The sequence below is a fragment of the Pantoea sp. X-Soil-ISGK-259 genome (assembly GCF_059730705.1).
Genome location: NZ_AP035986.1, coordinates 291623 through 311147, shown reverse-complemented (window position 1 = coordinate 311147; position 19525 = coordinate 291623). Strand labels below are relative to the sequence as shown.

Genomic DNA, 19525 nt, shown 5'->3' with positions numbered 1-19525 from the left:
CGGAGAGCGTGCAAATCGGCATAGGGTTTAATCTTAAAAAGCCGCGCGACATGCTGTTCGCGCGGCAGAGCGATTTGGATGGACGTTGCGGTTTACTCGTTCAATGAGACCACAAGAGGTTGAGGTTTAATACGCATTGCCCACAGCACCCCAGCCAGCAGACAAACAATGCCGGTCACAGTGAGCTGCGGTGGCCAGCTTTGATACCAGAGAAAAGTCCACAACAGGCCAAAAAGAATCTCGAAAACGATCAGTGGCCCCATCAATACGGTCGGCAGACGCTGGCTGGCAGCGTTCCAGCATAAGGTGCCGAGCCAGGAGCAGAGCAGGCCAATGGTCAGCATCAGAGAGATAAACACGCCGGGACGCGGCCCAAATGGCAACGAAAAGTCGGGCTGTAGCCAGGTGAGCTGCACACTGACCAGCGCATACATGATCAACGCCATGGGCAATGTGACCAGACCCTGCGCGGTGGCCCAGGTCGACGGCCGCAGCTCGGGATGTGTGCGCAGCCAGCGGGCATTACGCAGCGGATACCAGGTCCAGCAGACTACGGCCAGTAGCGCCAGCACGATACCAGTGAGATAACGGCTCAGATCAAGCAACTGGCCCTGACTTTTTAGCTCCGCCGCGTTTACGCAGAGTAAGCCGGCCGCCATCATGACAAGCGCCGGAAACAGCCGCCGCCACGGCAATCTTCCTTCAAGATGGCCGTAACAGAGATTGGCCGTCACGGCTATCACCACCGGCAGTGTGCCAATAATCATGGTCGAGACCGGGCCGCCAGTGCGCTGAATGGCGTTCGCCAGAAACGCATAGTAGAAGAGGTTTCCCACCAGCGAGAGTTTTACGGCCTCAAGCCAGTCGGCGCGAGCCAGCTGACGCAGGCGATGACGACCATGCCAGGCCAGCGGCAGCGCAATCAATCCAAACGCCACATAGCGTCCCGCCGACTGCAGCGCGCCGGGGTAGTCAGGCACCAGCAGTGGCCCGACAAAGATCAGCCCCCACATCAGCCCGGCGGTGACGGCAAACATGACACCAGCAAACATGATTCCTTCCTTATATAGCTTTTTGACAGAGTGTGGCGGGTTCGGGCGGGGAATGCTTGTAGCAGATTGCGGTGATATCAGGATTGGCGCACCTGCTTCTGATAGCGGCCCGGCGTGATGCCGTACCGATTGGCAAAAGCGCGGGTGAGATGAGCCTGATCGGTTAATCCCACCGCCGCCGCGACGCTGGCGGCCGCTTCTCCCTGAGCCAGCCTTTGCTTGGCGTCATAGAGCCGGAAAGCCATCAGCATCTGATGGGGCGTCACGTGATAGTGCTGGCGAAAAGCGCGTAAAAAGTGCCATGGCGATAACGATGCCAGCGCTGCCAGCTCATCCAGCCGCACGGGTTCAGCAAGGTTGTCGCGCAGGAAATCTTTTACCTGATCAAAACGATGCCGGGTGTCGGGTCTGCCCTGTGAAGACATGCATGCCAGCGGACGGATCTGCAGCAGCAGTTCCGCGATCAGGCTCTGACGTGCCAGTTCAGACTCCGCCTGCCAGAGTGCGGCAAGTGTTCGGGAGAGCGGTTGCGCCACACGTGAATCGGTCAGCAGCGCCTCATTAAACCACCAGCCGCGATCGCCGGTCAGTTCGTCCATCAGCTGCGGCTGAATGTAGATCATCTGATAGCGCCAGCCCTCTTCGCAAGCGGACTCACCGGTGTGCAGCTCATCCGGATTCATCATGACCAGCGAGTTCTCCGGCGCCGTATATTCAGTGCCACGATAGCGAAAGCGCTGTGCACCCGCTTCGATAGTGCCAATTCCGAAAGCTTCATGGGTATGCGGTTCAAAGGCGTAGCGGGAGATGTGAGCCTGATAAAGCTCCACACCAGGCAGCTCTGCGAGTTGCTGAAAGCGGGCGCGATCTTTTTCATAGGGGAAACTCGCCGGAACACTGTCCACTTCTCTCTCCTTATTTAACCAGTGGGTTAAGCATGCCTGTGACCAGAGTGGAAATGCAAAAGATTGCTATCCATCACGCCGCAGGTAACACTGTTTTTTTAAACCAGATGGAGTTAAGCATGGCACAGCGGGTGGTATTGGTTGTCGATATGCAGAATGGCGTATTCAGCACGCCACGCTTCGATAAAGCGGGACGAGTGGCGCAGATTAACCGGCTGACCGCACGCGCCGACATCACCCTCTTTATACAACATCGTGAAGGCACGATGTGTGAGGGGAATGAAGCGTTTGAGCTGCTGCCGGAAATCGCTCAGCCTGCTGGCGCGCACTACATCACGAAAACCGCCTGCGACAGCTTCTGGCAAACCGAGCTGGGCGCGCTGTTAGAAAGGCTGGCGATTAAGGAATTTGTGGTGTGCGGCTGTGCCACAGACTACTGCCTGGATACCACAATAAAAGTCGGAGCCAGTGCGGGCTATGCCATCACCGTCGCTGCGGATGCACACACCACGGCAGATCGCCGCTGGGTCAGCGCCGATGCGCTGATTAACCAGCACAATGAGGTGTGGGCTTCACTGCTGATCCCCGGCAACGTGCCGCGTGTGCTGAGCACGGAGGCCATTCTGGCAGAATGGTCGTAACAGGCCGCAAAAGCCGCGCATAAAAAAAGCCCGCATAAGCGGGCTTTTTGCACTCTTTGCCAGAAGAATTCCAGCCAGCGAAATCAGAATGGAATATCGTCGTCGAAATCCATTGGGGGTTCGTTGTTGTTGCTGGCCGGCGCGCTCTGTGGCTGCTGCGGACGAGACTGCGCGCCGCCACTGAACTGGTTGTTATTGCCCTGCGGCTGCTGCGGCTGACCCCAGCCATTGTTGTTGCCACCCTGCGCGCCGCCACCTGCTGGCGCACCCGCGTTTCCACCCTGCTGACGGCCGCCCAGCATCTGCATGGTGCCGCCAACGTTAACCACGACTTCGGTGGTGTAACGTTCCTGGCCGCCCTGATCCTGCCATTTGCGGGTACGCAGCTGGCCTTCGATGTAAACCTGCGAACCTTTTTTCAGGTATTCGCCTGCGACTTCAGCCAGTTTGCCAAACAGCACCACACGGTGCCACTCAGTGATCTCTTTGTTTTCACCGGTCTGCTTGTCGCGCCAGCTCTCTGATGTAGCCAGCGTAATGTTGGCAACAGCGCCACCATTTGGCATGTAACGTACTTCCGGATCCTGACCCAGATTCCCGACAAGAATCACTTTGTTAACGCCACGACTGGCCATGTTGCTGTCTCCCGATGAGTTAATGCATACAGTCTAATCTATCAATTCTAACACGTCCTGCGGACTGTTTCCCACTTTCGAGCGGGGTTCCAGTTTTAACGCTCTCTGTTCTGGCGCGCAAGAGTACTGGATATTTATTCAGTCTATTTTTTGTGCCATAATGACACGTTTATTCTGGCCGTGTCGGCAAGGCGCGGTGACTGCTGCTAATCCGGGAAAGGTGAATGGATAAGATCGAAGTTCGTGGTGCCCGCACCCATAATTTGAAAAACATCAACCTGACCATCCCACGCGACAAACTCATTGTGGTGACCGGCCTGTCAGGTTCAGGTAAATCCTCACTGGCGTTTGATACGCTGTATGCGGAAGGTCAGCGCCGCTATGTAGAGTCGCTCTCTGCGTATGCGCGCCAGTTTCTTTCGTTAATGGAGAAGCCGGACGTCGATCATATCGAAGGTTTGTCGCCCGCCATTTCCATCGAACAGAAATCCACCTCGCATAACCCACGTTCAACCGTGGGAACCATCACTGAGATTCACGATTATCTGCGTCTGCTGTTTGCCCGCGTAGGCGAACCGCGCTGCCCGGATCATGATGTGCCGCTGGCGGCGCAGACCGTGAGCCAGATGGTGGATCAGGTGCTTTCCCAGCCCGAAGGCCGTCGCCTGATGCTGCTGGCACCGGTGGTGAAAGATCGCAAGGGTGAGCACACCAAGACGCTGGAAAATCTGGCGACGCAGGGCTATATCCGTGCACGTATCGATGGCGAAGTGTGTGACCTCTCCGATCCGCCGAAACTTGAGCTGCAGAAGAAGCACACCATTGAAGTGGTGATTGACCGCTTTAAAGTGCGTGACGATCTGGCGACCCGTCTGGCGGAGTCGTTTGAAACCACGCTGGAGCTCTCCGGCGGCACGGCTATCGTGGCGGACATGGATGACAGCGCCGCAGAAGAGCTGCTCTTCTCGGCTAACTTCGCCTGCCCCATCTGTGGTTACAGCATGAGCGAGCTGGAGCCGCGCCTGTTCTCGTTTAACAACCCGGCAGGCGCCTGTCCAACCTGCGACGGCCTGGGCGTACAGCAATACTTCGATCCTGACCGCGTGGTGCAGAATCCTGAACTTTCTCTGGCAGGCGGCGCAATCCGTGGCTGGGATCGCCGCAATTTCTACTACTTCCAGATGCTGCGTTCGCTGGCGGAACACCTCGATTTTGATATCGAAGCGTCGTTCGGCAGCCTGCCCGAGAACGTGCAGAAAGTGATTCTCTACGGTTCAGGCAAAGAGAGCATCGAATTTAAATACATCAACGATCGCGGCGATACGTCTGTTCGCCGTCATCCGTTTGAAGGCGTGCTCAATAACATGGAGCGCCGCTACAAAGAGACCGAGTCTTCAGCGGTACGCGAAGAGCTGGCGAAATTTATCAGCAACCGCGCCTGTGCCAGCTGTGAAGGCACCCGTCTGCGTCGTGAAGCGCGCCACGTCTTCGTCGAGAACACTACGCTGCCGACCATCTCTGAGATGAGCATCGGCCATGCGATGTCCTTCTTTGAAAACATGAAACTCAGCGGCCAGCGCGCGCAGATCGCCGAGAAGATTCTGAAAGAGATTGGCGATCGCCTGAGCTTCCTGGTCAACGTCGGCCTGAACTATCTCTCGATGTCCCGTTCCGCCGAGACCCTGTCCGGTGGAGAAGCGCAGCGTATCCGTCTGGCCAGCCAGATTGGTGCCGGCCTGGTCGGTGTCATGTATGTGCTGGATGAGCCTTCAATCGGCCTGCATCAGCGCGACAACGAACGTCTGCTTGGCACCCTGATTCATCTGCGAGACCTCGGTAACACCGTGATCGTAGTTGAGCATGATGAAGATGCGATTCGTGCCGCTGATCATGTCATCGACATCGGTCCGGGTGCAGGCGTCCATGGCGGACAGGTGGTGGCTGAAGGTACCGTCGATCAGATTATGGCGGAAGACGCGTCACTGACGGGCCAGTTCCTGAGCGGCAAGCGGGGTATTACGGTGCCAGAGGAACGCGTCAAAGGCGATCCGGCCAAAGTGCTGAAGATTACCGGCGCACGCGGCAACAACCTCAAAGATGTCACGCTGACGCTGCCGGTCGGGCTTTTCACCTGCATTACCGGTGTGTCCGGCTCGGGTAAATCGACCCTGATCAACGATACGCTGTTCCCGATTGCCCAGCGAGCGCTGAATGGCGCGACTATCGCCGAACCGGCACCTTACCGCGAAGTGGCGGGGCTGGAGCACTTCGACAAAGTGATCGACATCGATCAGAGTCCGATTGGTCGTACACCGCGCTCTAACCCAGCCACCTACACCGGCATCTTCACGCCGGTGCGTGAACTGTTTGCGGGCGTGCCGGAAGCGCGTTCGCGTGGCTATAATCCGGGTCGCTTCAGCTTTAACGTTCGAGGCGGACGTTGTGAAGCCTGTCAGGGTGATGGTGTGCTGAAAGTCGAAATGCACTTCCTGCCGGACATTTATGTGCCGTGCGACCAGTGCAAAGGCAAACGCTATAACCGTGAAACGCTGGAAGTGAAGTACAAAGGCAAGAGCATTCACGAAGTGCTGGAGATGACTATCGAAGAAGCACGTGAGTTCTTCGATGCCGTGCCGGCGCTGGCGCGTAAGTTGCAGACGCTGATCGATGTGGGTCTTACCTATATCCGCCTCGGTCAGTCCGCCACGACCCTGTCCGGCGGTGAAGCCCAGCGTGTGAAGCTGGCGCGTGAACTGTCGAAGCGCGGCACCGGTCAGACACTCTATATTCTTGATGAGCCGACCACCGGTCTGCACTTTGCCGATATCCAGCAGCTGCTGGAAGTGCTGCATCAGCTGCGCAATCAGGGCAACACCATCGTGGTCATTGAGCACAATCTTGACGTGGTCAAAACCGCAGACTGGATTGTGGATCTCGGTCCGGAAGGCGGCAGCGGCGGCGGTGAAATCCTGGTTGCCGGCACGCCAGAAACCGTGGCGGAGTGTGAGAAATCCCATACTGCACGCTTCCTGAAGCCTCTGTTACAGAAGTAATTCCTGCAGGCCCGCCGCGTGCGGGCCTTTTCATGTCATCTGCTGATTCAGCCAGAAAAATGCAGAATCAGGCAAGATTCAGACATGTATAGGCATATACGCTTTTCCCCAGGCTGACTATCCTTAAGCAGTTCCTCTTTGGCACGTCCCTGGCGTCGCCCTGTTTTCGCAGCACATTAACGCTGCTGCACTTCATCGAATAACACTCACGACACATCGAAACTGGAGACACCATGAATATTACGCATGCGTATGCTGCTCAGGATGCAAAATCCAAACTGGCACCGTTCGATTTTAAGCCGCGTGAGCTGCGCGCCCATGACGTTCAGCTTGAAGTGCTGTTCTGTGGCGTTTGCCACTCAGACCTGCACCAGGCCCGTAATGAGTGGAAAAACACCATTTTCCCTGTGGTTCCGGGTCATGAAATTGTCGGTCGCGTGACCGCTGTTGGCCCGCAGACGCAGAAATATAAAGTCGGCGATCTGGTCGGCGTCGGCTGTATGGTCGATTCATGCCGCAGCTGTCCGAGCTGTCAGCAGGGTCTGGAGCAGTATTGTGAAAACGGCTTTGTCGGCACCTATAACGGCGAAGATCGTGAAACCGGCGCCATTACCTACGGCGGTTACTCAACGTCGATGGTGGTTGATGAGAGCTTTGTGCTGCGCATTCCGGAGAACCTGGAGCTGGCGGGCGTTGCACCGCTGCTGTGTGCCGGTATCACCACCTACTCACCGCTGCGTCACTGGAATGTCGGTCCTGGCAAGAAAGTGGGTATCGTCGGTTTAGGCGGCCTGGGTCATATGGGCGTGAAAATTGCCCATGCAATGGGCGCACATGTGGTGCTGTTCACCACCTCGCCGTCCAAAATTGAAGATGGCAAACGTCTGGGTGCCGATGAAGTGGTGATTTCTAAAGATCCAGAGCAGATGGCGCAGCACGCGAACAGCTTTGACTTCATTCTGAACACCGTGGCTGCTCAGCACGATCTCAACCCGTTCATCACCCTGCTGAAACTGGACGGCAACATGACGCTGGTCGGTGCACCGGAGCACGATCACCCGGCACCACAGGTGTTTAACCTGATCTTCAAGCGTCGCAGCATCGCCGGTTCACTGATTGGCGGCATCGCAGAAACCCAGGAGATGCTCGATTTCTGTGGTGAGCATGGCATTACGTCAGACATTGAACTGATCGCGATGGATCAGATTAACGAAGCCTATGAGCGCATGCTGAAAAGCGATGTGAAATACCGCTTTGTTATCGACATCAATACCCTGCGCGAGCAGCCTGCCGCGTAACCCGTCAGATCTGACACCCTCTTGCTCGGGTAAGAGGGTTTTTTTATTGCCGTTTATCGGGCAGCCGCAACCTGCTGGAATGAAGCATCGACCAGATAGTAAATCTGCGAATCTTTCAGCGAGCCGTCCAGAAACAGCGTGCTCCAGTGTGACTTGTTCAGATGCTCACTGGGAATGATGTCGCTATGCTCTTCGCGCAGTAATTCGGCCAGCGCAGGCGTCGATTTCAGCGAAACGGCTGGCCGCCCTTTTGCCTCATGCACCATTGCAAACAGCACACCGTTGCTTTTAATCTGCGTTGCCTTCCAGTCACTGTGGACGCTCTGCTCCGCGCCCGGCTTGCTCATGCAGTAGGTCAATAAATCTGAGTTATTCATTACGACTCCCCTTGTAACGTAGCGACAATCCGCCTGGCACCGCCCTCAATGCGATGCTCGCCCAGCCAGATACCCTGCCAGGTGCCCAGCACCAGACGCCCCCGCTGAACCGGCAATAACAGCGAAACGCCTACAATCGATGATTTGATATGCGCCGGCATATCGTCACGCCCTTCGTAGTCATGCTGATATGGTGCGTTCTCCGGCACATGCCGCATGAAATGCTGCTCCATGTCGCTGCGCACCGTCGGGTCACAATTCTCATTTAAGGTTAACGACGCCGAGGTGTGCTGTAACAGCAGATGCAGCAGACCGGTTTTGATATCACGCAGTCCGGAGAGCGAGTTGACGATCTCATCGGTGACCAGATGAAATCCACGCGGCTTCGCGCTCAGCGTAATAGTTTGTTGATGCCACATAGCGTATTCCTGAAACGGTTATCCCGTTTAAGTGTGCAGCATGACGCCGAAAGGTAAACCCTGACCCATAAAAAAACCGCCAGAGCGAACCCTGACGGTTTAATTTACAGCCTGACAGCCATTACATCACGGCGGCAAAGGCTTCAGCGACCTGATGCACGTTTTTGCTGTTCAGACCGGCCACACACATGCGGCCGCTGCCCACCAGATAGATGCCAAACTCGTTACGCAGACGATCGACCTGTTGCGCACTCAGGCCGGTATAGCTGAACATGCCACGCTGTTTCAGCAGGTAGTCAAAGTTTTTACCTGGCAGCGCGGTACTCAGCACATCCACCAGCGACTGACGCATCGCGAGAATACGCAGACGCATCGCTTCCACTTCAGCCAGCCAGCTGGCTTTCAGTGCCTCATCATTGAGAACGCGCGCAACCACCTGCGCACCAAAGTTAGGCGGGCTGGAGTAGTTGCGGCGAACGGTGGCTTTCAACTGGCCCAGTACGCGCGCTGACTCTTCGGCGCTGTCACAGACGATGGAGAGACCGCCTACGCGCTCGCCATAGAGCGAAAAGATTTTGGAGAAGGAGTTACTGACCAGCGCAGGCAGACCCGCCGCCGCGACCGCACGCAGTGCATAAGCGTCCTGCTGCATACCGGCACCAAAGCCCTGATAGGCGATATCAAGGAAAGGAATCAGCTGCTGTGCTTTCAGCACCTCAACGGTCTGATCCCACTGCGCATCAGTCAGGTCAGCGCCGGTCGGGTTATGGCAGCAGGGATGCAGCAGCACGATGCTCTGCGCAGGCAAGGTTTTCAGCGTGCTGATGAAGGCATCAAATCGCACACCGTGGGTCTCTGCGTCATACCAGGGATAGGTATTGACCTCAAAACCTGCGCCATTAAAGATCGCGATGTGGTTTTCCCAGGTCGGATCGCTGACCCAGACTGCAGATTGCGGGAAGTAGCGCCTCAGGAAATCCGCGCCCACTTTCAGCGCGCCAGAACCACCCAGCGTCTGAATCGATGCAATCCGGCCCGCGTTTAACACCGGATGATCGGCACCAAACAGCAGTGGTGCAATCGCACTGCGGTAACTGTTCAGCCCTTCCATCGGCAGATAGAGGGAAGCCTGATGCGGCTCAGCATAGATCTGCTCTTCGGCAGCGGCGACGGCCTTCAGCTGCGGGATGATATTCTGTTCGTCGTAATAGAGCCCGATACTCAGGTTAACTTTGTGTTCGCGTGGATCTTGTTTGAACGCTTCCATCAACGACAGAATCGGATCGCCAGCATAGGCATCAACGTTTTGAAACACGGTGTAGGTCTCCATGATTGGTCCAGAGGTCAGAGGCGGATTAAACCCGATAGCGTCCCGGACGATGGTTCATTGCAATTATCAGATTCAGGATCACCGCGCCCGCAATAGACGCAAGCAGGATGGGGCCGCTCACCACAAACAGTGAGGCCAGCACGACGCAGGTATCAACCGCCATTTGCAGTTTACCCGCGCGGATCCCAAAGCGATCCTGTAGCCACAGGGCCAGAATATTGATGCCGCCCAGGCTCGCCTTATGACGAAATAACACTATAAACCCGATTCCCATGATGACGTTACCGAACAGTGTCGCATAGAAGGGGTTAAGGTCAGAAAAGTGGACGAACAGCGGGTGCAGCTGGGTAAACAGCGATACCAGTCCGACGGCACAGAACGTTTTAAGGGTAAATTCCCAGCCCATGCGTTTTACCGCCAGCCAGTAAAAAGGGATGTTGATCAGGAAGAACGCGCTGCCAAACGAAAGCGGCGAGAGATAACTGATCAGAAAGGCGATGCCTGCGGTGCTGCCGGTCAGCGCGCCCGCCTGTTTCAGCATAATGACGCCGAACGAGACCATCAGGGTGCCGAGCACCATCGCCAGCGCATCTTCAATGCGCGAATGTGGGACGCGGGAGGGTTCTGCGATGTTATCCATGGAGGTTTTCTCAGTGCAAAAGATGCCGTTTCTATGCAAAAAACACACCAGCGTCACAACCCTTAACGGCTGTAAACGAAGTGCCCGCGATATCCTGTTGATATCTAAGGCGCTTTATAACGGAAACGTGTGCACAAATTCTGGCCTGCACCATCAACCTATGCATTAAAGTCCGTTAACATGCGCGTTACTTGCATTTATTGCCGCAAGTGTGCACCAAAACCGCACATCACGCACCTTTTTAGCGCGTCTTCTCTCCGGGGATCATCATCAGCCCGTTCTCTTTCATTCGTCCCAGTACTACCGAGGTTTTCACATGGGAAACACTCTGGTGGCCCGCGACTAACTGGCTGATTAGTGCACTGAGGGAATTGAGATCGGCCACCGCCACTTTAAGCAGATAGTCAGCGTCACCGGTCGTTTTGTAAGCGTCCACGATCGCCTGCTCCTGCTCCACCATGCGGTGAAAGCTCTCGACATATTCTGCGGTGTGGTTAATTAAGCGCACCTCGATTAATCCCACCATGCCAAGTCCGATCGCATCGGGCGACAGCCGGGCGTGATAACCCAGGATGAGATTAGCCTGTTCCAGATTGATACGGCGGCGGGAACATTGTGAGGCGGAAAGGCCGACCAGATCGCTGAGTTCCTGATTGGTCAGACGGCCGTTAGATTGTAATAAAGTGAGGATTTTAAGGTCGTAATCGTCTACGTGAGTCATTCCGTTTCCACATCGGTCCAGGCGTCGCTTTATTACAGATAACCCGATTACCCGAGAGGTTGTCCAACACTATTTTCTGATGATGGGTGCTGTCATGCACAGATCGTGCATGACAGCACAAACCGGCGATTATTCGTCGTCGTATTGCGGGCCCGCGTAGTTATCAAAGCGCGACCACTGACCGTTAAAGGTCAGGCGCACCGTACCGATGGGACCATTACGCTGTTTACCCAGAATGATCTCGGCGATCCCTTTGAGATCGCTGTTTTCGTGGTAAACCTCATCGCGGTAGATAAACATGATCAAATCCGCATCCTGCTCGATCGAGCCCGATTCACGCAGATCCGAGTTGACCGGACGCTTGTCAGCACGCTGTTCCAGTGAGCGGTTGAGCTGCGACAGCGCCACCACCGGTACATTCAGCTCTTTGGCCAGCGCTTTCAGCGAGCGGGAGATCTCCGCAATTTCCAGCGTACGGTTGTCCGACAGCGCCGGCACACGCATCAGCTGTAAGTAGTCGATCATGATCATGCTTAAGCCACCGTTTTCACGGTAGATGCGCCGGGCGCGCGAACGCACTTCGGTAGGCGTCAGGCCAGAAGAGTCATCAATGTACATGTTCTTCTTCTCCAGCAGGATGCCCATGGTGCCGGAGATTCGCGCCCAGTCCTCATCATCCAGCTGTCCGGTTCGGATGCGGGTCTGATCGACGCGGGAGAGCGAGGCCAGCATACGCATCATGATCTGCTCGCTGGGCATCTCCAGACTGAATATCAGCACCGGCTTTTCCTGCAGCATGGCGGCGTTTTCGCACAGGTTCATCGCAAAGGTGGTTTTACCCATCGACGGACGTGCGGCGACAATAATCAGGTCAGAGCCCTGCAGGCCTGCGGTCTTTTTATTCAGATCCTGATAGCCGGTATCGACGCCGGTGACACCATCGTGCGGCGTCTGATAGAGCGATTCGATACGGGAGACGGTCGATTCCAGAATCTGCTCAATGTTTTTCGGGCCAGCATCTTTATCCGCGCGCGCTTCCGCAATTTTAAAGACGTTCGACTCGGCAAAATCGAGCAGCTCTTCGCTGTTACGTCCCTGCGGATCGTAACCGGCATCGGCAATCTGGTTGGCGACGGAGATCATCTCACGCACCACCGCACGTTCACGCACGATGTCAGCATACGCGCCAATGTTTGCCGCGCTCGGGGTGTTTTTCGCCAGTTCAGCCAGATAGGCGAATCCGCCCGCCATCTCCAGTTCACCACGGGTTTCCAGCGATTCGGAGAGCGTAATCAGGTCAATGGGTTTGCTGTTTTCCAGCAGCCGCTGCATCTCGGAAAAAATCAGCCGATGCGAGCGGTTGTAAAAGTCATTCGCGACGACGCGCTCAGAGACGTTATCCCAGCGCTCGTTATCCAGCATTAACCCACCGAGCACCGACTGCTCCGCTTCCAGAGAATGCGGGGGCATTTTCACGCCTGCGAGCTGGCGATCCTGCGTTTCGTTCGATTTGTTGGTGGGTTTATTTCCTGCCATAGTGAATGCATTACCGATCTTCTGTGGGGACGCGCAAGTATACCTTAGTTGGGGTGCGTGCCTCACCCTCATGATGAAACAATCACAGGAGTCAGAATGGCAAAGCGTATTCAGTTCAGCGCACATGGCGGTCCGGACGTTTTAGCGTGGACGGATTTTGAACCTGCTGACCCCGCTGAACATGAAGTGCAGGTTGAAAATCGCGCTATCGGGATTAATTACATCGATACTTATGTTCGCAGCGGGCTCTATCCGGTTGCCGATTTTCCCTCAGGCCTGGGGACAGAAGCCGCGGGCGTGGTGTCGCGCGTAGGCCATGGTGTGACCCTGTTTAAACCCGGCGATCGCGTGGTCTACTGCATGGCGGCTATGGGTGCTTACAGTGACGTGCACAACGTGGCGGAAGATCGCCTGATGCATCTTCCGGAAGCCATCAGCTTTGAGCAGGGCGCAGCCAGCTTTCTGAAAGGACTCACCACGCAATATCTGTTGCGCCAGACCTATAAAATCAGCGCCGGTGAGACCTTCCTGTTTCATGCTGCCGCCGGCGGCGTCGGATTAATCGCCTGTCAGTGGGCAAAAGCGCTGGGCGCGCATTTGATCGGCACCGTGGGTTCAGCGGAAAAAGCCACCATGGCGAAAAATGCCGGCGCCTGGGCGACCATTAATTACCGCGAAGAGAACATTGCACAGCGCGTCAGCGAGCTGACTGAAGGGAAAAAAGTGGCCGTGGTGTATGACTCCGTGGGTAAAGATACCTGGGAGGCGTCGCTGGACTCGCTGCGCCGTCATGGCCTGATGGTCAGTTTTGGTAACGCATCGGGGCCGGTAACCGGCGTTGATCTCAGTATTCTGAATAAAAAAGGCTCACTGTTTGTGACCCGCCCTTCACTCTTTGGCTATGTCACCAACCGTCAGGAGCTGGAAATCGCCAGCGCCGAACTGTTCTCTCTGCTGGCGAGTGGCGCAATTAAAGTGGATGTGCCGGAACAGCAGAAGTTTGCGCTGAAAGAGGCCAGCAAAGCGCACCAGTTGCTGGAGAGCCGCGCCACGCAGGGATCCTGTCTGTTAATCCCGTAATTGCAGGCAACAAAAAGGGCTTCCCATGGGAAGCCCTCTTCTGTTTTTTATTTTTTGTTCGCGCTGGTGTAGGGACAGCGGCGATGAATTCATGTCGAGTCGATGGCACATCGATTTGACCTCAGGCATCCTGCCAGAAAACATAAGTAAAAAGTATGGTTAATTGCAGTTCAGCGCTGAGCAATCTCTCACAGTGTGATCATCACCGCATTTAGCGCCAGCCTTTACGGTCCAGCCTGTCGATTTTACGTCTCAGCTTACGACGCGCTCGCGCATCGCTGTCGCCAAAAAAGGCCCGATGCAGCCATACAGCGATCACCGCCAGCACCAGCCACGGCAATACTTTGATCACGAGTGCGAACAGTCCACCGACAAACATCACGATGGTTGCGACAACCAGTGCCGCCAGCACACCAATCAGCGAAACACCGGTCAGCAACAGCATCAGGAAAAACCCTAATACGAATAATATTTCCACGTCAGCGCTCCTTTTTTGAAATCGATTGTTATCGCTATTACAAGAAGCGTGCCAACCATTAATTCATTGATTTTTATATAATAAAAATCAAAAGCCGCATGACGCTTTGGCGAAAAAAACCATAAAGTGGCGTAAAAAAAACCAACCCTGATGGCTGGTTTTTCAGGACGGGATTGCAGATCAGGCTTCCTGCGGGATCTTATCCGCTACCAGCGCCAGCGCGGCTTCCAGCACACGGACATCAGCACCCGGTTTGTGGGCGTTTTCACTCAGGTGGCGTCGCCATTGACGGGCGCCGGGAATGCCCTGGAACAGTCCCAGCATATGGCGCGTGACGTGCCCCAGATAGGTGCCCTTCGCCAGTTCCGCTTCAATGTAGGGGTACATGGCGCGCACCACGTCCACCGGGTTAGCCGCCGGATGCTGACGACCAAACAACGTCTGATCGACCTGCGCCAGAATGCCGGGGTTTTGATAGGCTTCACGTCCCATCATCACACCATCGAGGTGTTGCAGATGAGTCTTTGCCTCTTCCAGCGTTTTCACGCCGCCATTCAGCGCGATCGTCAGATGCGGAAAATCGCGTTTCAGCTGATAGACGCGTGGATAATCCAGCGGGGGAATTTCGCGGTTCTCTTTAGGGCTGAGGCCAGAGAGCCAGGCTTTGCGCGCATGAATGATAAATGTCTCGCACTCGCCGCGTCCCGCCACCGTGCCGATGAAATCAGTCAGGAATTCATAGCTATCCAGCTCATCAATCCCGATGCGGGTTTTCACCGTGACCGGAATGGAGACCACGTCGCGCATCGCTTTAATGGCATCCGCAACCAGATTCGCTTCGGCCATCAGGCAGGCACCGAAACGACCATTTTGTACGCGATCGGAGGGACAGCCGACATTGAGGTTCACTTCATCGTAGCCACGCTGCTCTGCCAGCTTCGCGCACTGCGCCAGCGCCGCCGGATCGCTTCCACCGAGCTGCAATGCGACCGGATGTTCCGCCTCACTGTAAGCCAGGTAATCCCCTTTGCCATGAATGATCGCGCCCGTGGTCACCATTTCGGTGTAGAGCAGCGTATCGCCGGTCAGCTGACGATGAAAATAGCGACAGTGACGATCGGTCCAGTCGAGCATAGGGGCAATAGAGAAGCGTTGCGAAGAGAAATTAGACATGAAGCGCAGGCAATCCGGTAATTAAAGATGATGGAATTCTGTGCAAGGATAACACAAGGTCGGGCGATAGTGCATCGCCCGACCCCGACAGCCTGAATAACGCGGTTAGAAGTTAAAGCCGAGCTGCATCATCGCGCCCCAGGTGTTGTTAGCACCCACTGAGCCAGCCAGATCCAGATGGACGGCTTTGTTAAACGGTGACACACCAAAACCTGCTGTGGCGACATTCTCGTCGTGAGAACGCATGTCCGCACGATAACCGCCACGCAGCTGCAGCCAGTCAAATACGCGGTATTCCGCGCCCACCGCCGCATACTGGCTGTTATCCTGGCTTTTGAAGCGTTTGGTTTCCGTCAGATCCACATCGCCCGTCACGGTAAACGGACCTTTATCCCAGGAGAGACCGGTGGTGACCAGCGGGCGAATCTGGTAGGTGTCGCGGTAACCATTGACCTCTCTGGTCTGCAGATCGCGTGAAACCAGGTTCTGTCCGGTCACGCCCAGCGTCCAGTTTTCAGCAAAGGTGGTCGCCAGACCGGCATCAACGTTAAAGCCGGTGTCGGTGCTGCGATACTTACTATTGTTGATGTCGTTCTTGTCGTAGTTGTAGATGCTGGCGGTATAGTTATAGAGCCAGGTTTTCTGCACTTTTGGCGTCACACCAACAGATACTGGCTGACCGGCGATGGTGAACTCATGCGCCACCGCGACACCGTAATCGGTGGTCAGTGCCGCCAGGCCATTGGCGCTGGAGCGCAGGTTATTTTGATCGCCAGGACGTGGGAACCGCGTACCGTCAGCAACACCGCGCAGATAGTCGATATCACCCTGTACGACATTGGCGCGGACGTGCGCGGTTCCGTAGGCTTTGGTGATAAAGGCGAAAGGCAGGGTCTCATTGGGGATGGTCACGGCCACGGCCGCACCCGCACTGCCATCCGCTTTGTTGCCACGCAAATCGCTGAGTTTGTTAGCGACATCGCCGGAGGCGGCGCGTAATTCAGGGTAGCCGCGGAAGAAATCCGCTGGCGTAAAGTTATTCAGCACTGTGCGGTAACGATCCACGGTGTCCGAAATATCATCAACTTTATCAAGCAGCTTATCTTTGTCAGTAACCTGAATACCCGCTGAAGGAACAATAATGCTGACGTTATCGTCGGGTTTAGCACGCGTCATCAATGCCGGGTTCGCCAGCACTGCGGAACCATAAAGAGAAGATGCTACGCCGGTGCCACCCATGGCGTCATTACGTGCATCGTACCAGGTCCCTGCCGCCATGGCGGAAGAAGAAAGGAAAAGCGCGGTCACTACAGCGGAGTACTTCAGCGCTGAACGTTGAGCGGATTTTTTCACCATTTGCCTGCCATCACCTGAGAAATTGTCATTGAAACATTCAACGACTGAATAGTTTGTTAGCCCTATTGTGAACCCTGGCTAACGCGTTATTGCTGTGAATTCAAAGGAAACAGTGTCTTAATTCAAAGGATTGGACGTTTTCCAATCAAAAAACCGTTGTAATAGTTCAGACTGCATCGGTGCATTTCAAACAATGCCAGACTTTTCTTAAGTCTTTCTGAACATTACTTCTTAACTCAGTGAGATGCAAAGCAAAATGCCAACAAATTCCGCTTCAGACGGTTGCAGAATGGATCTGAATTATCGTCATATTTGAGATAAAAAGCGGGCTGAATTCTAAATATGCTGCTTTATCAGGCGAATAATGCTGTTTTATCAGACAAAAACCAACCTCAGCACCGCGAAACTATGTGTGATAAAATAACATCACTTATCCAGCGGAGAATTTTCATGACCAACATGACGTCGCAGCAAATTTTGATTCAGGCCGAAAAAATGTGCCTGCAGCGCGGTGTGCGTCTGACTTCGCAACGTGCTGAGGTGTTGCGCCTGATGGCGGAACAGCCGGGCTCTATCAGCGCCTACGACCTGCTGGATCAACTTCGCGTCAGCGAACCACAGGCTAAGCCGCCCACGGTCTATCGGGCGCTGGATTTCCTGCTGGAACAGGGTTTCATTCATCGGGTGGAATCCAACAATAGCTACGTCATGTGTCACCACTTTGAAGCACCGGCACATACGTCAGTCATGCTGGTCTGTGACCGTTGTGCAGCCGTTACAGAGAAACAGGCACAGGGCGTAGAAAAGATTATCGCGACACTGGCGGGTGAAGCGCAGTTTGCATTACGCCACAGCGTGATTGAAGCACATGGTTTATGTGAAAGTTGTGCCGTCGTTGAAGCCTGCACGCACCATGAGAGTTGCGATCATAATCATCAGGATGAGGGTAAAAAGCGGGGAAAACGCGGCTGACGGGCACATCCTTGTGCGGTTCCGTCCCTGTACTGTTCCGGTGCAGGCGCGCCGGAACGATTTTAGCGGGCTATCGGGGAATGCGCTGATTACCAGCGGTAATCTTTATTGGTGCCTTCCCAGTCTGCTACTTCGCGCTCTGCTTCATCTTTTGCATAGCCGTAGCGTTCCTGGATTTTACCGACCAGCTGATCGCGTTTACCTTCGATAACCTGCATATCATCGTCGGTCAGCTTGCCCCATTTCTCTTTCATTTTGCCTTTGAACTGCTTCCAGTTGCCGCTCGCTTCATCTTTGTTCATGGCAGACCTCCAATCCTCGGGTTAAATAATTATCTTGCTGCTTAACAAAATAACGATACAAAGCGCGGGTTAACTTCGCTTGTTAGAGTTAATTGTAGTAGCCAATTTCAAAAATGCAGAATAATACAGAATAATCCGTATCCTCCCGGGTCAGCGCTGCTGGATCACGCCTCAAACCAGCTGTTCTGACGCCAGTGCTTACGCCAGATGAGCCACAGTGACAGGCCGCGCAGCGCCAGGAATACCGTCACCGCCAGCCAGAGACCGTGGTTGCCCAGCAACGGTACGCTGAGCAGCGTCAGAAAGTAGCCAGCCGCCGCCACGACCATGCTGTTACGCATCTCGCGTCCACGTGTCGCCCCGATGAACATTCCATCCAGCAGATAACACCAGACGCCGATCAGCGGCATGATTATCTGCCAGACCAGATAGCGGTCAGCTGTCTGCTGCAGTGACTCAAGCGAGGTCAGCAGGGTAACAATCTGCGGGCCAAAAATGGCATAAACCAGCGAGAAGAAGAGCGCGACTACCACCGCCTGCCGACAGGCTGAGTGCCAGACGTGCTGCAATTTACTGCCATCTTTTGCGCCATGCGCTTCGCCGGCAAAAGCTTCAACCGCGTAGGCAAAACCATCCAGCGCGTAGGCAGTAAAGGTAATGAACATCAGTAATACCGCGTTAACCGCCACCACATCCGGACCCAGCCGCGCACCCAGCACGGTCAGCGAGGCGAAACAGAGCTGCAGCATCAGAGAGCGCAACATGATATCCCGGTTCAGTCGCAGCAGTCGGCCGCTGTCACCGCGCCAGCTCTGCTTCAGCAGATTAAACGTAATACCGCGCAGCTTTAACACCCGCCAGACCATGATGCCGCCGACGCCCAGCGTGATGTACTCCGCCAGCGCCGTGGCGGTTGCTGCTCCCGCGACACCCCAGTGCAGCCCCATCACCAGCCAGAGATCGAGCACGATGTTCACCAGATTGCCCACTATCAGCAGGATTACCGGCGCCCGCGCATACTGAACGCCCAACAGCCAGCCCAGGATGACCAGGTTTGCCAGCGTTGCAGGTGCACTGAGCCAGCGAATCTGAATAAACAGCGCCGCCTGTTCCAGTACATCAGGATTGCCACCTACCAGATGGGTCGCCAGCTGAATAATCGGATAACGCAATGCGATGAACAGCACGCCGGCCAGCAGCGCAATGATCAGCGGCTGCGTCAGCGCGCGTGCCAGAGCGGTTTTATCGCCCGCACCAAACGCCTGTGCCGTCAGGCCAGTGGTACTCATTCGAAGGAAAAGCAGCAACATAAAGAGGAAGCTGGTCACTGTGGTCCCGACCGCAACCCCGCCAAGATAGACAGGGCTGTCGAGATGACCAATAACTGCAGTATCGACCACGCCCAGTAAGGGAACGGTGATATTTGAAAGGATCATCGGCAGCGCAAGCCGCCAGAGATTTTTATCCGTTGCCGTGATAAAGCGCATTCGCCGTTCCGTGCTCAGTGTCGCTGCAGCAAAGCAGGCAACAAAATTAGGGCAGACAGAATAGCATCAG

Annotated in this window: 19 protein-coding genes; 5 read left to right on the top strand and 14 right to left on the bottom strand. The window is 55.2% G+C overall.

The annotated features are described in order from the left end of the window. Positions 1–92 precede the first annotated feature (92 nt). The gene (locus AC6I77_RS01385) at positions 93–1052 is read right to left on the bottom strand and encodes a DMT family transporter (protein ID WP_003855735.1); all 960 of its coding nucleotides are present in this window, start codon (positions 1050–1052) and stop codon (positions 93–95) included. Positions 1053–1129: 77 nt separating this feature from the next. Continuing rightward, a complete protein-coding gene (locus AC6I77_RS01380; protein ID WP_140033704.1) occupies positions 1130–1957 on the bottom strand; it encodes an AraC family transcriptional regulator in 828 nt (275 codons plus the stop codon). A gap of 119 nt (positions 1958–2076) precedes the next feature. Here AC6I77_RS01380 and AC6I77_RS01375 point away from each other — a divergent pair, with 119 nt between their 5' ends. After that, positions 2077–2598 (top strand): isochorismatase family protein, encoded by a 522-nt coding sequence (locus AC6I77_RS01375; protein ID WP_140033703.1) that lies wholly within the window; start codon positions 2077–2079, stop codon positions 2596–2598. A gap of 83 nt (positions 2599–2681) precedes the next feature. Here the strand turns inward: AC6I77_RS01375 and ssb1 are convergent, their stop codons facing one another. After that, positions 2682–3233: a single-stranded DNA-binding protein SSB1 gene (gene ssb1, locus AC6I77_RS01370; protein ID WP_003855743.1), complete on the bottom strand. Its 552-nt coding sequence runs from the start codon at positions 3231–3233 to the stop codon at positions 2682–2684. A 224-nt stretch (positions 3234–3457) separates the two neighbouring features. Here ssb1 and uvrA point away from each other — a divergent pair, with 224 nt between their 5' ends. After that, positions 3458–6286: an excinuclease ABC subunit UvrA gene (uvrA, locus tag AC6I77_RS01365; RefSeq protein ID WP_003855745.1), complete on the top strand. Its 2829-nt coding sequence runs from the start codon at positions 3458–3460 to the stop codon at positions 6284–6286. Positions 6287–6519: 233 nt separating this feature from the next. Then, positions 6520–7584, top strand: coding sequence for an NAD(P)-dependent alcohol dehydrogenase (locus AC6I77_RS01360; RefSeq protein ID WP_003855747.1), 1065 nt, complete (start codon positions 6520–6522; stop codon positions 7582–7584). 53 nt (positions 7585–7637) lie between these two features. On the opposite strand, the gene AC6I77_RS01355 is transcribed toward AC6I77_RS01360, so the two are convergent. From AC6I77_RS01355 to dnaB, 6 genes are all read right to left on the bottom strand, one after another. Continuing rightward, a complete protein-coding gene (locus AC6I77_RS01355; RefSeq protein WP_003855748.1) occupies positions 7638–7961 on the bottom strand; it encodes an MmcQ/YjbR family DNA-binding protein in 324 nt (107 codons plus the stop codon). After that, on the bottom strand, positions 7961–8380 hold the full coding sequence (locus tag AC6I77_RS01350; RefSeq protein ID WP_003855749.1) for a secondary thiamine-phosphate synthase enzyme YjbQ: 420 nt from the start codon (positions 8378–8380) through the stop codon (positions 7961–7963). Before AC6I77_RS01350 ends, AC6I77_RS01355 begins: the two co-directional genes overlap by 1 nt. A gap of 121 nt (positions 8381–8501) precedes the next feature. Next, a complete protein-coding gene (locus tag AC6I77_RS01345; RefSeq protein ID WP_110411787.1) occupies positions 8502–9695 on the bottom strand; it encodes an amino acid aminotransferase in 1194 nt (397 codons plus the stop codon). A 40-nt stretch (positions 9696–9735) separates the two neighbouring features. Further along, complete coding sequence (locus AC6I77_RS01340) at positions 9736–10350, bottom strand: YitT family protein (protein WP_003855751.1); 615 nt, start codon at positions 10348–10350, stop codon at positions 9736–9738. Between the two features lie 241 nt (positions 10351–10591). Next, entirely contained in the window at positions 10592–11071 is a 480-nt protein-coding gene (locus tag AC6I77_RS01335) for an Lrp/AsnC family transcriptional regulator (protein ID WP_003855753.1), read from the bottom strand. 129 nt (positions 11072–11200) lie between these two features. Next, positions 11201–12607, bottom strand: a complete 1407-nt coding sequence (gene dnaB, locus AC6I77_RS01330; RefSeq protein WP_003855755.1) for a replicative DNA helicase — start codon at positions 12605–12607, stop codon at positions 11201–11203. Positions 12608–12703: 96 nt separating this feature from the next. On the opposite strand from dnaB, the gene AC6I77_RS01325 reads away from it, so the two are divergent. Further along, the gene (locus tag AC6I77_RS01325; RefSeq protein WP_003855757.1) at positions 12704–13687 is read left to right on the top strand and encodes a quinone oxidoreductase; all 984 of its coding nucleotides are present in this window, start codon (positions 12704–12706) and stop codon (positions 13685–13687) included. 211 nt (positions 13688–13898) lie between these two features. Here the strand turns inward: AC6I77_RS01325 and pspG are convergent, their stop codons facing one another. The 3 genes from pspG to AC6I77_RS01310 form a co-directional block, all read right to left on the bottom strand. After that, positions 13899–14165 (bottom strand): envelope stress response protein PspG, encoded by a 267-nt coding sequence (pspG, locus tag AC6I77_RS01320; RefSeq protein WP_003855759.1) that lies wholly within the window; start codon positions 14163–14165, stop codon positions 13899–13901. A 180-nt stretch (positions 14166–14345) separates the two neighbouring features. Beyond that, positions 14346–15338, bottom strand: coding sequence for a tRNA dihydrouridine(20/20a) synthase DusA (dusA, locus tag AC6I77_RS01315; protein ID WP_008926606.1), 993 nt, complete (start codon positions 15336–15338; stop codon positions 14346–14348). 105 nt (positions 15339–15443) lie between these two features. Then, positions 15444–16694: a conjugal transfer protein TraF gene (locus tag AC6I77_RS01310; RefSeq protein WP_003855763.1), complete on the bottom strand. Its 1251-nt coding sequence runs from the start codon at positions 16692–16694 to the stop codon at positions 15444–15446. A 450-nt stretch (positions 16695–17144) separates the two neighbouring features. Between AC6I77_RS01310 and zur the strand changes: the two genes are divergently transcribed. Further along, positions 17145–17666, top strand: coding sequence for a zinc uptake transcriptional repressor Zur (gene zur, locus AC6I77_RS01305; protein WP_033763401.1), 522 nt, complete (start codon positions 17145–17147; stop codon positions 17664–17666). An 89-nt stretch (positions 17667–17755) separates the two neighbouring features. Here zur and AC6I77_RS01300 read toward each other — a convergent pair whose 3' ends face one another. Next, positions 17756–17968 carry a CsbD family protein gene (locus tag AC6I77_RS01300; RefSeq protein WP_003855774.1) on the bottom strand — a complete coding sequence of 71 codons (213 nt, stop codon included), beginning with the start codon at positions 17966–17968 and terminating at the stop codon, positions 17756–17758. 164 nt (positions 17969–18132) lie between these two features. Beyond that, positions 18133–19455, bottom strand: coding sequence for an MATE family efflux transporter DinF (gene dinF, locus AC6I77_RS01295; protein ID WP_039660678.1), 1323 nt, complete (start codon positions 19453–19455; stop codon positions 18133–18135). Between the last annotated feature and the right edge of the window lie 70 nt (positions 19456–19525).